This window comes from Mesorhizobium sp. M1307 (assembly GCF_040318155.1).
GTDB lineage: Bacteria > Pseudomonadota > Alphaproteobacteria > Rhizobiales > Rhizobiaceae > Mesorhizobium.
Map to the genome: position 1 here is coordinate 42,203 of NZ_JAMYLR010000035.1, position 17,317 is coordinate 59,519.

Annotated in this window: 16 protein-coding genes and 1 pseudogene; 8 read left to right on the forward strand and 9 right to left on the reverse strand. The window is 61.1% G+C overall.

Annotated elements, in window-relative coordinates; genetic code table 11:
* Positions 1-27 precede the first annotated feature (27 nt).
* Positions 28-480: an Lrp/AsnC family transcriptional regulator gene (locus tag NKH16_RS26855; protein WP_023676441.1), complete on the forward strand. Its 453-nt coding sequence runs from the start codon at positions 28-30 to the stop codon at positions 478-480.
* A 200-nt stretch (positions 481-680) separates the two neighbouring features.
* Here the strand turns inward: NKH16_RS26855 and NKH16_RS26860 are convergent, their stop codons facing one another.
* Together NKH16_RS26860 and NKH16_RS26865 are read right to left on the reverse strand one after the other, a co-directional pair.
* The gene (locus NKH16_RS26860) at positions 681-1,880 is read right to left on the reverse strand and encodes a cytochrome-c peroxidase (protein WP_352747777.1); all 1,200 of its coding nucleotides are present in this window, start codon (positions 1,878-1,880) and stop codon (positions 681-683) included.
* Between the two features lie 7 nt (positions 1,881-1,887).
* Positions 1,888-2,334: a FixH family protein gene (locus NKH16_RS26865; protein ID WP_352451991.1), complete on the reverse strand. Its 447-nt coding sequence runs from the start codon at positions 2,332-2,334 to the stop codon at positions 1,888-1,890.
* Positions 2,335-2,491: 157 nt separating this feature from the next.
* Here NKH16_RS26865 and NKH16_RS26870 point away from each other — a divergent pair, with 157 nt between their 5' ends.
* The gene (locus NKH16_RS26870) at positions 2,492-3,421 is read left to right on the forward strand and encodes a sugar kinase (RefSeq protein WP_352747779.1); all 930 of its coding nucleotides are present in this window, start codon (positions 2,492-2,494) and stop codon (positions 3,419-3,421) included.
* Here NKH16_RS26870 and NKH16_RS26875 read toward each other — a convergent pair.
* The 3 genes and pseudogenes from NKH16_RS26875 to NKH16_RS26885 all read right to left on the reverse strand — a co-directional run bounded on the left by NKH16_RS26875 (position 3,414) and on the right by NKH16_RS26885 (position 6,272).
* Positions 3,414-4,417: pseudogene (locus tag NKH16_RS26875) on the reverse strand (NADP-dependent oxidoreductase). The gene NKH16_RS26870 and the pseudogene NKH16_RS26875 overlap by 8 nt on opposite strands.
* A gap of 5 nt (positions 4,418-4,422) precedes the next feature.
* On the reverse strand, positions 4,423-5,370 hold the full coding sequence (locus NKH16_RS26880; RefSeq protein ID WP_352822633.1) for an alpha/beta fold hydrolase: 948 nt from the start codon (positions 5,368-5,370) through the stop codon (positions 4,423-4,425).
* 86 nt (positions 5,371-5,456) lie between these two features.
* Positions 5,457-6,272: an oxidoreductase gene (locus NKH16_RS26885; protein WP_352451958.1), complete on the reverse strand. Its 816-nt coding sequence runs from the start codon at positions 6,270-6,272 to the stop codon at positions 5,457-5,459.
* Between the two features lie 107 nt (positions 6,273-6,379).
* On the opposite strand from NKH16_RS26885, the gene NKH16_RS26890 reads away from it, so the two are divergent.
* Positions 6,380-6,964 carry a TetR/AcrR family transcriptional regulator gene (locus NKH16_RS26890; protein WP_352451959.1) on the forward strand — a complete coding sequence of 195 codons (585 nt, stop codon included), beginning with the start codon at positions 6,380-6,382 and terminating at the stop codon, positions 6,962-6,964.
* A 12-nt stretch (positions 6,965-6,976) separates the two neighbouring features.
* Here the strand turns inward: NKH16_RS26890 and NKH16_RS26895 are convergent, their stop codons facing one another.
* The gene (locus tag NKH16_RS26895; protein ID WP_352747784.1) at positions 6,977-8,026 is read right to left on the reverse strand and encodes a LacI family DNA-binding transcriptional regulator; all 1,050 of its coding nucleotides are present in this window, start codon (positions 8,024-8,026) and stop codon (positions 6,977-6,979) included.
* Between the two features lie 146 nt (positions 8,027-8,172).
* On the opposite strand from NKH16_RS26895, the gene NKH16_RS26900 reads away from it, so the two are divergent.
* The 5 genes from NKH16_RS26900 to NKH16_RS26920 all read left to right on the forward strand — a co-directional run bounded on the left by NKH16_RS26900 (position 8,173) and on the right by NKH16_RS26920 (position 12,979).
* A complete protein-coding gene (locus NKH16_RS26900) occupies positions 8,173-9,213 on the forward strand; it encodes an ABC transporter substrate-binding protein (RefSeq protein ID WP_352747786.1) in 1,041 nt (346 codons plus the stop codon).
* A 125-nt stretch (positions 9,214-9,338) separates the two neighbouring features.
* Positions 9,339-10,376 (forward strand): ABC transporter ATP-binding protein, encoded by a 1,038-nt coding sequence (locus tag NKH16_RS26905; RefSeq protein WP_352744840.1) that lies wholly within the window; start codon positions 9,339-9,341, stop codon positions 10,374-10,376.
* Complete coding sequence (locus NKH16_RS26910; protein WP_352747788.1) at positions 10,373-11,260, forward strand: ABC transporter permease; 888 nt, start codon at positions 10,373-10,375, stop codon at positions 11,258-11,260. Before NKH16_RS26905 ends, NKH16_RS26910 begins: the two co-directional genes overlap by 4 nt.
* Positions 11,253-12,044, forward strand: a complete 792-nt coding sequence (locus NKH16_RS26915; protein ID WP_352747790.1) for an ABC transporter permease — start codon at positions 11,253-11,255, stop codon at positions 12,042-12,044. The genes NKH16_RS26910 and NKH16_RS26915 overlap by 8 nt, the downstream gene beginning before the upstream one ends.
* Positions 11,987-12,979 (forward strand): phosphorylase family protein, encoded by a 993-nt coding sequence (locus tag NKH16_RS26920; RefSeq protein ID WP_352902732.1) that lies wholly within the window; start codon positions 11,987-11,989, stop codon positions 12,977-12,979. The genes NKH16_RS26915 and NKH16_RS26920 overlap by 58 nt, the downstream gene beginning before the upstream one ends.
* A gap of 499 nt (positions 12,980-13,478) precedes the next feature.
* Here NKH16_RS26920 and NKH16_RS26925 read toward each other — a convergent pair whose 3' ends face one another.
* From NKH16_RS26925 to NKH16_RS26940, 3 genes are all read right to left on the reverse strand, one after another.
* A complete protein-coding gene (locus NKH16_RS26925) occupies positions 13,479-13,961 on the reverse strand; it encodes a GNAT family N-acetyltransferase (protein ID WP_352726408.1) in 483 nt (160 codons plus the stop codon).
* A 187-nt stretch (positions 13,962-14,148) separates the two neighbouring features.
* On the reverse strand, positions 14,149-15,885 hold the full coding sequence (locus NKH16_RS26930) for an adenylate/guanylate cyclase domain-containing protein (protein ID WP_352747793.1): 1,737 nt from the start codon (positions 15,883-15,885) through the stop codon (positions 14,149-14,151).
* 1,201 nt (positions 15,886-17,086) lie between these two features.
* The coding region (locus NKH16_RS26940) for a hypothetical protein (RefSeq protein ID WP_352902737.1) at positions 17,087-17,317 on the reverse strand (231 nt) is incomplete at its 5' end.

A 17,317-nucleotide genomic window follows, 5' to 3' on the forward strand; every position in this document is an offset into this window, starting at 1 on the left:
GCAATCACCAATGTGGCCAAAAATCTGATGACAGAAGACCAATTGGACCGGATCGACAGGAACATCCTGTCGGCTCTGGGCAGTAATGGCCGGCTTTCCATGTCGGAACTGGCGGCGAAAGTCGGCCTGTCGAAGACGCCGGTGCAGGCACGAGTCAAACGGCTGGAGAAGGACGGCTTCATCAGGGGCTACCAGGCGATCATCGACCGTGAGCGCATGGGCGAAGGCCATGTCGCCTTCGTCCAGGTGAAACTGTCCGACACCCGCTCGGCCGCGCTCGACGCCTTCAACCGCGCCGTGCAGGCGGTGCCGGAGATCGAGCAGTGCCACATGATGGCATCGAGCTTCGACTATCTGCTGAAGGTCCGCACCACCGACATCGCCGCCTACCGCCGCGTGCTCGGCGAGCGCATCTCCGCCCTGCCGCACGTTGCCCAGACCTCGACGTTTGTCGCGATGGAGACGGTGAAGGACCGGTAGGAAACGCCGGCGGGACAGCCCCCCCTCTGTCCTGCCGGACATCTCCCCCTCCAGGGGGGAGATCGGTTGTCACTGCCGCTTTCGCCAATCTCTAAACGTCGCAGGAGTGAACGGCGCGCCGAAGCTGCCAATCTCCCCACTAGAGGGGGAGATGTCCGGCAGGACAGAGGGGGGCGCGAAGGATCGCTACCCCGCCGCCTTCACTCCGCCAGCGTCTTCAGGAACGCCACCAGCGCCGCGCGCTCGCGGTCCGAAAGCTGCAGCGGGTGGACCTCTGACACACCCTCGACACTTGCCGGCGCCTTCGAATAATGCGCCACCACCTCGTCCAGCGAGGAAAACTGCCCGGCATGCATGTAGGGCGGACGGGTGGCGGCACCGCGCAGCGACGGCGTCTTGTAGGCGCGGACGAGTTCCGGCCCGGTCTTGACCATGAAGCGCAACTCGCGGCAGGCGCTGGCATCGCCGTCGCGAAAGGCGCCGAAACAGTTGAACGGATCGGCCTCGACCTGCGCCACCGCCTCGACGCGGCCGCGATCCGGCGGCAGGCCCGCGACCGGCGGCACGCCGGTGTTGTGGAAGCTGCCGTCGGTAAAACGCGGGCCGTTGTGGCAGGTCACGCAATTGGCCTTGCCGATGAACAATTTCAGGCCGAGGATTTCCTCCGATGAAAAGGCGGCGTCGCCTTTCGGCTCGGCGCCCGCAGCCAGGTCGAGGGCAAAGCGGTCGAAGCGTGTCTGCGGCGGCGCGATCGAGCGCTCGAAGGCGGCGATCGCCTTGCCGATATTGGCAAAGACGCGGTTGACGTCCTCGGCTTGACTGGCGGGCATGGCGTTCCAGGCCGCCTTCTCGGCATCGGTGCCGAGCGGGCCGGCATTGGCCGGCACGCCCGAAAGGTCCGGCAGCGGCCCGAAGATGCGCTCGTAGCGCTCGCCGAAGCGGGCCTTGATGTAATGCGCGAAGGCGGCGCGGTTGCCGGCCTGCTCCAGCGGATTTTCGAGCGGTGTCAGCGCTTGCCCCCACAGGCTGTCGCGCCGCCCGTCCCAGAAGAACCAGGGATCATGCGCGACGCCGGCCAACGGCATGGTGCGGCGGTTGGTGCGGCCGACGCCGACCGCTTGCGGCAGGTCGTCCTGGAATTGGCGGTCGATCTTGTGGCACGTCGAGCACGATACCGTGCCGTCGCCGCTCATCCCGGTGTCGAAAAACAGCGTCGAGCCGAGTGCCGCGGCGGCCGGCACGTCGGCAAAGCGATTGGTGGTATCGGGCTTCAGCTGCGGCAGCCTGGACAGCGCCAATGAGGCGATGGTCTGCTTCTCGGCGTCGGAAAACTCCGGTCTGCCGCAGCCGGCGAGCACCGCCACCATCACCAACGCGAGAAGACTGGAAAACCGGCTCATCTATGGCTCACAGCACCACGTTGAAAACGACAGTGTCCGAACCGGCCGCGGCGGAAATGGCAAAATGCAATTGCCACCACCCGCTCATCGTGAATTTCACGCCGTCGATGCGATAGCGCCCCGCGCCGAGGTAATCGGTCGCCTGCGGGCTGGTCGGCAGACCGTGCTTGTGCTGCGGCATGCCGCCGGAAATCGTTATCGCAGCACCTTCCACCGGCGCACCTTCGACGGTTTTCAGCGTCAGCAGCCAGGATTCCAGTTCGCCCTGCCGGATGACGCCTTTCTCGGGCTCGAAAGTCGCCGCGAACAGCTTGTTCGCCGTCGTCTTGGAACGGCCGACGTCCGAGCTTGGTTGCGGTGCATGCGGCGCCGTCAGATAGACGATTGCCAGCACGCCGGCGAGCAAGGCAGCCAAGCCGAGGCCTCCAAGAAGATAACGCCATAACGATGCCAAACCCATTCCTGTTCTGCGGATAACGTTTCGCTGGGCAGATCGCGTCCCACGCCCCTGTGGGAAATCGCGCCCAGTGCAAGAATCCGCCGTCGCCAAGCATGGCGCTGCCGGCAGCAAAAAGCTACAGCACCGCAATTGCAGGATGGAGGAGTGCTTCATGGCAGGAATCGGCATCGCCTCGATCGGCGAGTGCATGCTCGAGCTTTCGGGCCAGGCCGGGCCGAACTGGCGCATGGGCTTTGCCGGCGACACGTTCAACACTTTGTGGGCGCTGCATGCTTTGAGCGGCGAGCGGCCGGCGACCTATGTGTCGGCCTTCGGCGACGACCCGTTCTCACGCGACCAGATCAAGTTCCTGGCCGAGAACGGCATCGGCATCGGCGCCAGCCCGGTGATAGCGGGCGCCCGCCCCGGCCTCTATGCGATCACGCTGACCGGCGCCGAACGTTCTTTCACCTATTGGCGGGCCGATGCGGCCGCAAGGCAGTTGGCTTCGGACCCAGCCGCATTGCAGAAAAGCCTTGAAAACCAAGCGCTTGTCTATTTTTCCGGTATAACTTTGGCAATCCTCGACGAGGCTCCACGCAAGGTACTGCTGACGGCCGTGGCCAAGGCGCGCGCGGCCGGCTCGCTGATTGCCTTCGACCCCAATTACCGGCCGAGGCTGTGGCGCCAAAGCGAGGAAGCGCAGGCCGCGATCCTCGAGGCGCTCGCCGTCGCCGACATCGCGCTACCGACCTTTCCCGACGAGCAGATGCTGTTTGGTGATACAACACCGCAGAAAACAGCTGAACGGCTGCGAAAGCTGGTCGGCGAAGTCGTCGTCAAGAACGGCGAGGAACCGGCGCTGATCGCGCAAAACGGAACCTCGCAATCGGTGCCGGCGGTACACGTCGCCACCCCGGTCGACACCACCGGCGCCGGCGACTCCTTCAACGGCGCCTACCTCGCCGCTCGCCTTGCCAGCCATGCCCCGGCAGAGGCGGTGCTGCGCGCCCATCGCGTCGCCGCCGCCGTCGTGCAGGTGCGCGGCGCCCTGGCGCCGTTCGAGACGCTCAAGGCTGCGTTCGAGGCAACTGCTATCTGACCTTGATGACGACCTTGCCCTTGGCGCGTCCTGTTTCGACATAGGCCAGGGCGTCATTGGTCGCCTCGAATGGAAAGACCCGATCCACAACCGGGCGGATCGCGCCGGCTTCGATGAGAGCGGTGATTTTGCTCAGCTGATCGCCCTGCGCCCACATGAAAAGGAACGAAAACTGCACGCCGCGGCGCTTGGCTTTGGCCCGAATTCCGCGACTCAGGAAGCTGAGCACCAGCCTCAGCATTAAGTTCAGGGTCCCTTTTCCCTGGCAAATTCGGCATCCAGTGGACCGGAGATGGAGATGAGCTTGCCACCCGGTTTCAGCACCCTCAGGGATTTTTCCAGTGTCTTGGCGTCCTGGCTGTTCAAGACGACATCGTAGCCCGACAGAACTTTCTCCAAGTCGTCTTTCCTGTAGTCGACGACGACATCGGCGCCGAGACTTTTGACCAGATCGGCACTCGCCGCGCTCGCGGTTGTCGCAACGGTCGCGCCGAGGTGCTTGGCCAACTGAATAGCAAATGTCCCGACGCCGCCGGAACCAGCCTGAATGAAGACCTTCTGTCCCTTCTTCAGGTTTGCCCGTTCGATGAGCGTCTGCCAGGCGGTGAGACCGACCAGGGGAATCGACGCCGCCTCTTCCATACTGAGATTCTCGGGCTTCAAGGCTACGTCGGCCTCATTCACGGCAATGAATTCGGCGAATGTCCCAATCCGGCCATCGCGCGGCCGCGCATAGATCTCGTCGCCGACCTTGAACTTGCTGACTTTCGATCCCACGCGGATAACCTTCCCAGCCACGTCGTGGCCCAGGATGAAGGGCCGGCGGTAGGGCAAGATGAGCTTGAATTCTCCGGTTTTGACCTTGGAATCGAGCAGGTTCACCCCTGCGGCATGGACCTCGACCAAGACATCGCTGTCCTGGAGCTCCGGCTCCGGCATTTCGGCCAGCCGCAGAATAGCCTTCTTGTTATACTTATCGACAACGAATGCCTTCATGGCAGTTACTTTCTAAGAATGCCTGTTGCTGTTCGGGACGAAACAAGCCGAACGTTTTCAGCTGCATAGCCGCCTTGCGGCAAGGCCTCAGCCTCGAGGAAGGACAGGGCCTTCGGGACAAAATCGGCGTGGTTCTGAAATATCCCGCCATGCCCGGCATCCGGATAGATGACCAGATGCGCCCCCGGGATACGCCCGGCGAGATCATAGGTATTGCTGCTCGGCACCATCCTGTCCTGGTCGCCATTCGCAACCAAAGTGGGAATGCGGATGGTGCTCAGGTCTTGTGGCGCCTGGAGTCCGTAGGCCTTGATCGCCTTGAGTTGCGCGCCGAACGCGCTCAGCGATATCGCCTTGTCCCGGTTGTTCCGGCGCTCCTTCAGCCGTTCCAGAAATGCGTTTGCGGCGCGGCGCCCATTCGGCGTTCTTGTGAAGAAGAGATAGTACTTCGGATCCCGAAAAGTCAGCGCGCCCTTGATCATGTCCACGATCGTCAGCGGCGTTACCTTGTCGATGCCTTGCCCACCGGCCGGCCCCGTGCCAGCCAGGATGAGTTTGCGCACAAGCTTGGGCTCGGTCAGCACAATCTCTTGCGCCACGAAGCCGCCGAGTGAAAAGCCGAAGAGATCGACTTCTTCGAACCCCAGCGCCCGGACAAAGGCGATTGCATCCCGCGCCATGCCGGAAATGGTCGACGGAGTTTTGCCACCCGAAGCACCGATGCCGCGATTGTCGAAGGCAATTACCCGCCGGGTCGCAGCGAGGCCATCGACGATGCGCGGATCAAAATTGTCCAGCTGAGCAGCCAGATGGTTGAGCAGGATCACTGGCACGCCCGTCCTGGGCCCGAGTTCCCTGTACGCAAAAGCTATGCCGCCGACATCGACGGAGCGCGTTGGCGCGCCCTGGAACAACGCCGGTGAACGCGGCGACCGATTGGATCTATGTGTCATGCTTGGCGCCTCCGTTTCGTAGGGCCTGGCCAAATGTGTCGTAGTTGCTAGTCGCATGTGCGTGAAATCCTCTGCCTCGCCGTTGTTCAGACCGGCAAGCGGAACTGCTTGCGCAGGCTCTTGTCGAAAATCCCCGCGGGGGCAAAGCGGCGCAGCAGGCTGACCTGGCGCGCTGCGTTGCCAGCGGTATAGCGCCGTCGCGGGCGGGCATCGGTCGCTGCCTTGACAACCACATCCGCCACCACTTCCGGCCGATCGGCTTTGGGCATCACATCGCCCAGCAGCGCCTTGAGCCCGGCTCGAGCCCGATCGTATTCCTTCAACAGCGAATCCGGCTCGATGCCGTTCTGGTCGAAGACGGTGCGAACGAATGCCGGCTCGATGACGGAAACGCGGACGTTGAAGGCGCGCACCTCGTGGTCGAGCGATTCCGAATAGCCTTCGAGCGCGTGCTTGACCGCCGAGTAATGAGCTGAGTATGGCGCGGGTACCAGTCCCAGAATGGAGCCGATATTGATGATGCGCCCTTCGCCGCGCCGCCGCATCGACGGCAACACCGCATTGGTCATTCGCATGACGCCGAACAGATTGACGTCGAACAGGGCTTGTACCTGGGCGACCGAGGATTCCTCGGCGCCTCCTAGCAGACCGACACCGGCATTGTTGACCAGGAGGTCGATCCGGCCGGTCTGCGCGAGCACGGTGGCAACGAGCGCATTGACGGCCGCATCATCGGTCACGTCGCATGCCAGCATGGTCACTCCGCCCGGACCATTACTGGTCTTGCGGCGACTTGTCCCGAAGACAGTGAAACCCGCCCGCGCCAAGGCCTCGGCGCTGGCGCGGCCGATGCCGGAGGAGGCTCCGGTCACGATTGCGGTCTTTTCAGAATTCCCATTCATTTTTGATGTTCCAGGTTCGAGAGGTCTAGCTTATTTCCACGAGTTGAATTATGATCGTAATATCAGATTATGAGCATAATGCAATAGCAGGACAGGAAAGAAAGACCATGCGCTACGAAAAGGGCCGAAAAGACGCGTCACGCAGCCGGATCATGGAGGTCGCCGCCGAACGTTTTCGATCTGACGGCATCGCGGCGTCCGGGCTGGCAACCATCATGAGCGACGCCGGGCTGACGAACGGCGCCTTCTATCCGCACTTCCAGTCGAAGGCGGAGCTCGTCCGTGAAAGCGTGGCGGCGGCCTTGGACGCGCAGTCGCATGAAGTGCAGGAAGCATTGGCCGCCGGCGGTCCGGAAATGGCCATAGAGACGTATCTATCGGCCGAGCACCGGGACAATCCTGGAAAGGGTTGCGCTTCGGCCGCGTTGTTGCCGGAAATCGCGCGGCAGCCGCCTGAAACGCGAGCCCTCTATGCCGAGCGCGCTCAATCCCTGGTGCGCCAGATAGCTGAAGCTCTGCCGCAGACGAACGATCCCGAGGGCGCTGCGTTGGGCATGTTTGCAACGCTCATCGGCGCGCTTCAACTCGCGCGCGCCGTGGAAGGAACGGAATTATCGGATCGTATCCTAGCGGCGGGAGCAGCTGCCGCAAAGGCGCTGATCCGGCCGGTTCAAGACGAGGTGGCCTCCTGAGGGCAGCCCGGACTATTCGGCCGGCTCGAATCTGCCTTGCACCAAGACTGTCTCCACCGGCCCAAGCGGATTGATGATCCGGCTCTCCAGGACTTCGATAAGTTTGCGTCCAACACCCGCCATATCCACGGAATGAACTCCGATCTTTGCCGGCAGGAAGCGTGCCAGCCGCGTGCTGTCACGGGTGACAATGTGAACGTCGCGGCCTGGTGTGAGACCCCGCTTGCCGAGAGCGTGCAACGCTCCCAGAAGGCCCAGTTCGTTGGCGCACGCCAAGCCCGTTGGCGGATCTGATGACGCCAGCAAGCGATCGAACCAGCCTGCGCTCGATTCCATGGTGAACATGCCATGACCGATCAACGATTGGTCGATCGGAATACCAGCCTCGGCCATTGCCCTTCCATACCCGGAAAGACGCACGGCACTCGCCTGGTCCTCCGGAACGAGAAGTTGCAGCGCAATGCGTCGACAGCCCTTATCCATGAGCCGCCGGGTCGCCTCGTAGGCAATCTGTTCATTGTCGACATCGACATAAGGATACGCGATATCCAGGTCGGTTCTTCCAAACGCGACGAACGGCATGCGTTTATCCAGCAGCAGCTTGACGCGCGGATCAGCCGACACCAGGCGCGTGATGATCAGGCCGTCTGCGCTGCGCGCCTGAAGCTGCCGCTGCACACTCTCGACGGGATCGTCGTCGGGAGTGGTGGAATAGATGGACAGACTATAACCGGCTTGCCGCGCAGCCAGCGTCATGCCTTCGATTAAAGGAAGCTTCAACAGATCGGACAGATGGTCTCGTGTTTCCATCGGGAGTACTGCCGTCAGCGTCTGCGTTCGACCGGTTTTGAGCGCGCGACCATGATGATTTGGTAAATAGCCGACCCGCTTAGCCGCCTCCTTGACGCGGGCTATGGTCGAGGGCTGCACCTCCGGCCCATCCTTCAGAGCGCGGGATACCGTGGTCACCGAGAGGGAAAGTTCCGCGGCGATCTGCTTTAGATTGGCCATTGTTCGCCCGACTTCATTTGCGAAAGCGCCGGCTGATTTGCTGACCGCCATAACGTTACCGAATTCGACATCCCGGTCAATCGAAACTCCCGTAGGAAGCAGCTTGACTCCAGCGCATTGAGATGCAATCGTAACGTTACGATTACAAAATAATGGCTCTTTTGAGCGATGTTTGATAAAGTTGGGGAGGAGAACCTATGTCCTGGCTACGCATTTCCTTAACAGCATTCGCAATCTCGGCTGCCCTGCCCGTTCATGCGCAAACAGTCACCATCACGACCGCAGGTGGGGATTATGGTAATGCCATGAAGGAAGCCATGTGGGGGCCTGCTGCAAAAGAGCTTGGCTATGATGTCCGCGAGGAGACCCTAAGCGACGGCCTGGCCGCCTTGAAGATGCAGGTCACCTCGGGTGCGGTCACGACCGACGTCATTCACCTGGGCTCACCGGAAGGTGCCCAGGCGGCCGCACAATCGCTGCTGGAGCCACTCGACTACAAGATCATCGATCCGAAATCCGTGCCGGAGGGTGCGAAGTCCGACTACTGCTATCCGTTTGACTCCTATGGCACCGTCATGTCGTGGAACACCAAGACCTATGGCGAGAACCCGCCGAAGACGTGGGCGGAATTCTGGGATGTTGCCAAATTTTCTGGCCGTCGCGCGTTGCGCGCCAATGCGCAAGACTCGATCGAGATCGCGCTTCTCTCCGATGGCGTGGCACCGGCGGACGTCTATTCCGTGCTCAGCACGCCGGAAGGGCTAGAGCGCGCCATCAAGCGGCTTGAAGCGATCAAACCAGATGTCGCCGTGTGGTGGACCTCGGGCGCCCAGTCCGCGCAGTTGCTGAAAGACGGTGAGGCGGATTTGGTCATTACCTGGAACGGACGCGCCCAAACCGTGAAAGCCGATGGCGGCGCGGCTGACTACACGTTCAAGGGTTCGGTCATCGGCACGGACTGTCTTGGGGTGCCGAAGGGAGCGCCGAACAAGGAAGCCGCGATGAAGCTCATCGCAGCGATGACGCAGCCCGCGCGGGTTGCCAAGCTGACCGATTTCATTGCCTACGGCCCAGTCAATCCTGCGGCATATAAGGGTGGCCTTATTCCCGAGGACCGTCTGAAGACCCTTGCGACAGCGCCTGAAAATGCTGGCACTTCGGTGTTTTCCAATTCAGAATGGTGGGTCAAGAATGGCGAGGCTGCCCAAAGAGCCTTCGATGAAATGATGGCTCGCTGACTCTCAGCTCTGACGCATGTCGCGCAAAAATGTGCAGCGCGACAACGACATGCATGAAAACAAGAACCTAAAGCGCGTCGCGTGAAGCCGGTCGAACGCGATGCGCTTCAAGGCTGGAGCACATGATGAAGTCGCTCGCGATCACCATCGAAAGCGTGCACAAGGCTTATGGGTCCTACGTCGCACTGGATGATGTTTCGCTCGACATTCAGGCTGGCGAATTCCTCACGCTGCTTGGACCATCGGGATCGGGCAAGACCACGTTACTCATGGCTCTGGCCGGTTTTGTCAGGCCGGATTCCGGTAAACTTTTCTTGGGCGATCGAGACATCACCCGCCTGCCGCCCAACAAACGAGACATCGGCATAGTATTCCAGAATTACGCCTTGTTTCCCCACATGAATGTCCTGGCGAACGTCGCGTATCCGCTGGTGCTGCGCAAGGTACCGAGAGCGGAGGCGCGTCAGCGGGCGCTTGATACCTTGGCCCGCGTGAAGCTGGATGGTCTGGCGGAGCGCAATATTGCCGCACTATCCGGCGGCCAACGTCAACGGGTGGCATTGGCGCGGGCTATCGTCTTCGAACCGCGCGTGATGTTGATGGACGAGCCGCTGTCGGCGCTCGACAAGAACCTGCGCGAGACCATGCAGTATGAGATCCGGCGTCTGCATGATCATCTACGGATCACCACAATCTATGTAACCCACGACCAGCGCGAAGCGCTGATTATGTCTGACCGGATTGCGGTGATGAATTCTGGCCGCATCCAGCAGATAGATACGCCGCAGCGGATTTATGATCGTCCATCGACCCGCTTCGTCGCGGAGTTCATGGGCGAGGCCAACATTGTGGCCCCGGGCTCAGCGCGCAGAATCGACGGCGCCGAAGCATCACGCGAAACCCTGATGATCCGCGCCGAAAGCTTCCATCTTGATGCGAAGCTCGTCGGGGGAGACGGAGTGGCTCTCGAAGGAATACTGCGCGCCAAAGCGTTCCGCGGCGAGAACTGGCTTTTGACGCTGGCGCTTGACGGCGGGCAAGAGGTTCTTGTCTGCATTCCGGCAGCGCTGGCCGGCGGCTGCGCCGAGCTTGCCGCCGGTCAGCGGATGACCGCATATGCACCAGCAGCGAAGATTCACGCGATACCGGGAGCGATGGCGTGACCGTCGTCCGGGACCCGGCGCTCGCGGCGGATGCGCGGCGCGAGCGGCGGTTTTTTCTTTCACTTTCGCTCCCGGCGCTGTTCATCGTTGGACTGGCGGCGATACTGCCCATCCTTTGGATCATCCGGCAATCCTTCCTGACCACCGGGGGTGAGTACACCGTCGGCAACTACGAGAAGGTCCTTTCGAGCGGACTGACGTGGTCGGCGCTCGTCACGACCCTCGAACTGTCCTTGGGTACGCTGGCGGGCTGCATTCTCCTCGGCACTCCTCTGGCGCTGGCGCTAGCCAGCGTCAGACCAAGGCTGGCCAACGTGCTCATGGCGTTCGTCATGCTGCCGCTGTGGACCTCTATTCTGGTGCGTACCTATGGTTGGCTCGTGCTCTTGCGGCGCGACGGCCTGATCAACGCGGCTTTGACCGGTTCAGGCCTGACGGCGGAGCCATTGCCGCTGGTCTACAACTTCACGGGAACGCTCATCGGCATGGTGCACTACATGCTGCCACTTTTTCTGCTGCCTGTTTATGCTGCGATGCGCGATATCGACCCAAATCTCATTCGCGCGGCTGCGAGCATGGGAGCCACTCTCAGGCAGGTCATCCGCACAGTCATTATGCCGCTTTCGGCGGGCGGCATCTTCTCGGGTTCGATCATCGTCCTCATCTACGCCATAGGTTTTTTCATCACGCCGGCGGTGCTTGGCGGCGGCAAGGTAAATCCGCTCTCTACCCGGATCGAGCGTACACTATCGACCTTTCAGGACTGGGGGTCGGCAAGCGTCCTGGGCATTCTGCTCCTCGTTCTTATGGCGCTGATCGGTGTGATGTTGCTGGCGGCACGCCGCCTGGTGGCCCAGAACACCGTGGAAGCCTCCCATGCTTGAAGCCTATCCGCAAAACAGGCTCGCCCGCATTTTGCTCTGGAGCTTTGCCGCTCTTGTCATGGCATTTCTGATGCTGCCGACGCTCGTGGTGGTGCCGCTTTCCTTTTCGGCGTCGAATCTCCTCGAGTTTCCGCCGCACGCCTACTCGTTGCGCTGGTACGAGAACTTCTTCGGCTCGGCAACGTGGATGGCCGCGCTCAGAACGAGTTTGATCCTTGGGACTTTGACGGCGTCGATCACGGTGCCTTTCGCGCTGCTCGCCTGCATTTCAATGAATCGGCTGGGCGGAAAGACCGCTGCGGCCATCCAGAGCGTCCTGCTGACCCCCTCGATCACTCCAGGTATCCTGCTTGCGATCGGTCTCTTCTTTGTGTTGGCCGCACAACATCTGATCGGAACGCTATTCGGTGTGCTGGTCGGACATGTGGTGCTGGCCGTTCCGGTCGCCTGCATTGTGTTGCTACCCGCTCTCGCCCGCTTTGACTGGAACCAGGTTCAGGCGGCGCGCAGCCTCGGTGCAAACTGGGCCAGGTCCATTGGCGGAATCATCGTTCCGCAACTTCGGATCAGCTTGCTGTCGGCGACATTGATGGCGTTCCTGACTTCGCTCGACGAGTCCGTGATTTCGATCTTCATCGCAAGTGGTCGCAACAGCACGATGCCGAAGCTTATGTTCCTGTCGCTGCGCGATCAGATCGATCCGACCATTGCGGCGATCTCGACATTGTGGACCGTCATCGTCGTGGCTGTGGTCCTGATTGTGACCCTTCGCCAAAAATCCTGACCGAGACTGGAAACATGCCCACCAATTACCATGCAGCCGACGATCTGACGGATCATTCGACGGACATCCCTCAGGTAGGGTTGGCCATCATCACCGGGTCGGCAAACTGGGGGCTTGCCTTCCCGGAAGATGTCGAATTCGATGGTGTGCGCACCTTGCGGCGCGACATGAGTTTTGAAACACCTTTCGGTCGCACCGACAACTGGAAGCTGCTCGAGTTCGATGCGTCGATCACAGCCGAAGGGAGAGCAAAACGCGCGCTGTGCATGTATTCGCACGGCAATCCCCGCGACCGTATCGACCATTCCTGCCATCGCCGCGCGTTCTGGGTATTGATGCGGGCGGGTGTACGGCAAGTTCTCGCCTGCTCGACTGTAGGCGCCGTCAACAAGGCGATCCAGCCGGGCGACATGGTGGTGCCCGCCGATATCATCGAACTGACGCAGACCCCGTTTTCACTGCTTCCTGACCGTCAGAGCTTTGACTGTTCGGGCAAGCAAATCGTGTGTCCAAGATGTGCGGCGGTTCTGGTCGAAACGGCGCGCCGTCATTGGCCAGCCGAATGCCGCGTTTATGGCATCGAACAGCAGTTGGTGGCTGCCCATTGTTATGGGCCCCGGCTGACAACGCCTGCCGAAGCCTTGGCATATCGGGGCATGGGGGCCGATGTACTCAACCATTCCATAGCCCCTGAGGCGACCTTGTCGCGCGAGATCGGCGCGTGTTTCGTGCCTTGCGCGTTCGTGACGGCGGGCTTCAACGACTATATGGATCGCAATCGCCAGAAACTGCTGCAGGAGGACGTGTTGCCGAGCCTCTCCATGACTGCGTCGCGGGTCGCGCTGGAGACCGCCGCGCGACTTCCCGCTGATCCGGAATGCTCCTGTCACGGCTTGAAGTCGCCTCAGCCGAAAGAACGCTCCAGCCGGTTCTGAGACGACCTTGGTGCGCCGGATAGCTGAAGCTCTGCCACCGACCAAGAATCCCGAGGGCGCTGCATTGGGCGTGTTTGCGACGTTCGAAACGCTGAGGGCGGCGTTTGAGGATTAGGGTCAAAACTCAATCAGACTGGCTGCCGCCAATGGCCCAGATGGGCGGAACTTGCCGTTTGAATTAGTCGGCGGGAATGAGCACAGAGCGCCATTTGCTGACAATCATGGCCCTTCACCATTGCGGTCGTTCTCGCTACGACCTGATGCGGACCCGAAGCGGATGGTCGTTTGATCCGGTTAAACTCAACGCGCCACCCGACCACGTGCGCCATCTCGAGACGTTCGCGAAAACCTCCACGTCGGTCGCGACTCGACCATGGAGCGGAAGTACAGGCGAAGTACTGTTTCGTTCGAGATGGCCTGGTTCAATCTCCAGCATCCTCCTCCTGCCAAACTGGCCGGAGCGAATGCCGGCCGCGAGCGAGTGGCCTTTGAGCGTAGCTCAGAGCGTCTTGCTCATCATCAGGATCGGAACCGGAGCGCCGCCACGGTCATCGACGAATTTCTCGGCGGGCTGGTAGCCGCAGGCTCGATAGAGCGGCACTCCTGCCATCGTGGCTGCCAGATCGGCACGGCGGAAGCCCTCAGCCTTAGCGGCACGTTCACACAGCGAAAGGATAAGGCGACCGACGCCTCGCCGGACAAAGTCCGGATGCGTATACATGGCTCTGATACGCGCCGCGTCCGTGGTTGGATCAAGCAGTGCCGCGTTGCGTCCCGGTGACTGATCACCACCATACATGGTCGTGCGCCGGCTCCAGCCACCGCAACCTGCCAGGACGCCCTCGTGCTCCACGACGAAATAGGTGCCATCATCGACAAGCTGCGTGTCCAGCCCCATGATTGCGCGGCTGGATCGGATCTGGTCATCGTCGAGAAACGGTTTCTGGAGTTCGGAGATCGCTGCATCCATGAGCGCAATCATGGAGGCGAGGTCCTCGCGTCGCGCTATCCGGTGCCGAAAGTCTTCACTGGCCATGTTCAAGCACACCATGAGGCGAAACAAACGCACGATATGGCGAATTTCGTTCCGTCAGAAGACCAAAATATTCGTTGCTGCGGCAGCCTTGGGACGCCTGTCGACAGCAGGCCGAAGGTATAACCAATGACAGTCATTCTGGCAGCCCCGCCATGCGATAACCTTCCACGATATGCCGGCGCACGTCTTCGGCTGGGAATGGCTGCGAATCCGACCAGTGCCGGATAGTGAAGTGCGGATTGCTTATCATGAACATTTTCGCCTCCCAGCGCGCTTCCTCCAAACGGCCAAGTTGCGCAAGGCTTGCTGCAAGCAGGCGTCGTGAAGTCGTGCGATAGGTTTCGGGCCTGCGCAGCGTTTGGATCGCCGATTCGTAGTCGCCCAGGGCATATTGGGCCTGGCCCAACATCCAGTAATACCAACCGGGCGGGTGAGGGTTGAGTCGCAGTGCCCTGCGGACCTGCTCTATGGCTTCGGCAGGTTGGCCCTTTTCCGTCGTCAACTCGGCCTGCATTGCCCAGGCGTCGGCGTGGTTGGGGTCCAACTCGTGGGCAGCATCGAATTCGGCATCCGATTCCACCCAGCGACTCTCATGTCCAAGTATGACGCCCAATACCCATCTGTTCCCGGCGTCGTTCGGGTCGAGTTCGACCGCCAGCTGTGCTTCGGCGAGCGCTCTTGCGCGGTTGGGGTCCATCGGTTCGTCCCAGAACTCCCAGCCCAGCCAGAGGTTGAGTGCCAGCCAACGGTGCGCCTCCGCGTATTCCGGGTCGAGCGCGATTGCCCGGTCTAGCAGCAAAATGGCCTCTTTCGCGGTGAGCGCCGTTTGCAGGCCAAGGACCCGGGCACGCACACAGAGATCATAGGCCTCCAGGTTGCTCGGTCTGTTGCGCGCCGGCGCGGTGGTCAGGCGGCCAACCAGAGCCTCGACAATCTTGCCGGTCACCTCGTCCTGAACGGCGAAGATATCTTCTAGGCTCCGGTCGAATCTTTCGGCCCAAAGGTGGTCACCCGCGATCGCGTCGATCAGTTGGGCGTTGATACGCACCCGTCCAGCGGCCCGCCGTGCACTACCTTCAAGAAGATGGCGAACTCCCAGTTCTCGCGCGATGCGACGCACATCCACGTGCCTGCCTTTGTATGCAAATGCCGAGTTGCTGGCGATGACGAACAACTCGCTTGTCCTCGACAGATCCGTGATCAAATCTTCGGTGAGGCCATCGACAAATGCCTCCTGCTCCGGATCATTGCTCATGTTCGTAAAGGGGAGGACGGCAATGGAGGGCTTGGCGGGGAGTTGCAGAGGCGCTTTCTCCGCGAGCCCGCCATCGTCCGATGCGGTCGACACCCGGATCCGGTAGACAGACACTGGTTCGGTGACGTTCTTGATCGCTTGCGGACCAAGTTCGTCGAAGCCGCAATCGAGCTTCCGCTTGACTTGGTCGTAGACGCTGCCGGACACACAGACATCTCCTGCCCCGGCCATTGCCTGGAGCCGCACTGCGACAATGACGCCGTCGCCGAACAGATCGCCGTCCTCGACAACGACATCGCCCAGATTGATGCCGATATGCAGGTAGATTCTCCGGTCGGCGGTCACACCCTCGTTTGCGGCCGCCATCCGCTTCTGAAGGTCCACGGCGCATGACACGGCGTTCACCGCGCTTCCGAACTCGACCAGAACGCCATCACCCATCAGTTTCACAATACGGCCATGACGGTCGCGGACGAGTGGTTCGAGGATTTCCTTCCTCCTCCTCCTTAAAGCGGCCAACGTTCCTTGCTCGTCCAGGTCCAGAAGTCGACTGTAGCCCACCACGTCGGCAGCCAATATGGCGGCAAGGCGGCGTTGGGCGCGTTCTTCGGCCATTTCGCGTTGCTTTCATTGAAAGCAGAAAAGCGAATTTTATGCCGCCCATTTCAAAAGTCTATCAGGTTGACTTCGAGGCTCGATCGCCAAGCAGCTACATAGGGTGATCGCGCCTGTCGATTGTCCCCACTGGGGCCACGACTTGCGCTTGGGGCTCGTCTTGGAGAAGGTCAGCAAGGGGTCAGTGCCGAGTGCCGCGAATGTCGGCTATCGGGCAGTGAAATGGGCCGACGAAGGGCAGCTCAGGGTCAGATCGCGTCATGCGACGCTCGCAACTGATCGACTGCAAGGGTCGGAACTCGGTCGTCTTAGAGTGATTTGGGTTTTGGCGGCTAGAGCGACCCGGCATGAGGTGGTCCGGACTGTGAACGAGGGTGTCGGCAGAGCGCGTCTCATAGGGGGCCACAAGCCAGTGCCCCGCCACCGACAAACACCGGCGGGCGGGTGCCTCGGGGACACGATGGTAGATTGCCAATGCGTTCGCGGGTGTGGCCTTAAGTCGCAAACTATTGGCTTCAGAAGCAGGGCGTCGGGCTTCATTGACGTGCTACCAACACCATATGGTCCGTAGCCCTCCCAAACGAGAGAAGCTCGCCCCGACGGGTCGCACTGCGGCCGTCAGCCGGCAATTGCTGTGAACTAGGAAACCATCATGCCTGAAAATATCAGACTAACTTCGAGAGACGTCCCTCTCATTCAGCTAGGCCTCTATCAGTGCCGCTTCCCGGTGAGCGAAGACCCGTCAGTACCCGGCGGCTATCGTTTTTGTGCTGGGCCAACTTCGCCGGATCGCGTCTACTGCGATCACCACCACCACATTGTGACCGCCGTGGACCCTCGTCGCGCCCGTTCGGGTCTCCACCTCGCTCAACGACTCGCCGCGTAAGTCTGGCTGGCGGCGGCCCCCCGGCCAGGCGCTATGCGCTCCAATGGCTACGATCTTTCCGTCGGCTCGGTCTGGCCCATCCTCCCTTATGCCGTCTTCGCCGATGTCTCCCCCTTCGCCCGATTGAGAACGACGACTTCTCGCCGAAGCGATCGCTTCGGAATGCCGTCGTAGCCCGACCCGAAGCTCAGTGAGCTTTTGTAGAGGTCGAGGGTCCAATCCAACGTCTGGACTCCACTGGAGTGCCTGCACTCGAGAGCGATTGGCTCTCCGGCAGCCGATAAGGATCCAAATTTAAGCGCCACTTGCCGCCATTCATCGTTTGGCCAGTGAACTGTCGCTTTCGATGCACAGCGGTCGTTCCTGGCAACGCGCGCCGTTCGCGCGCTGGCGAGCAGCGGCCCTCGCCTTTCTTGATAGTGTGCTGAAGGTTCTGCAAAAAGTTTTGGAGAGAGAACGGGGCTTGCTCTGAGGGGCGAGCGGCCATGGCACGGTGGTGACGTTGCGATCACCGATTCCCGTGGAAGGGGAAGTGCCATGACCAAT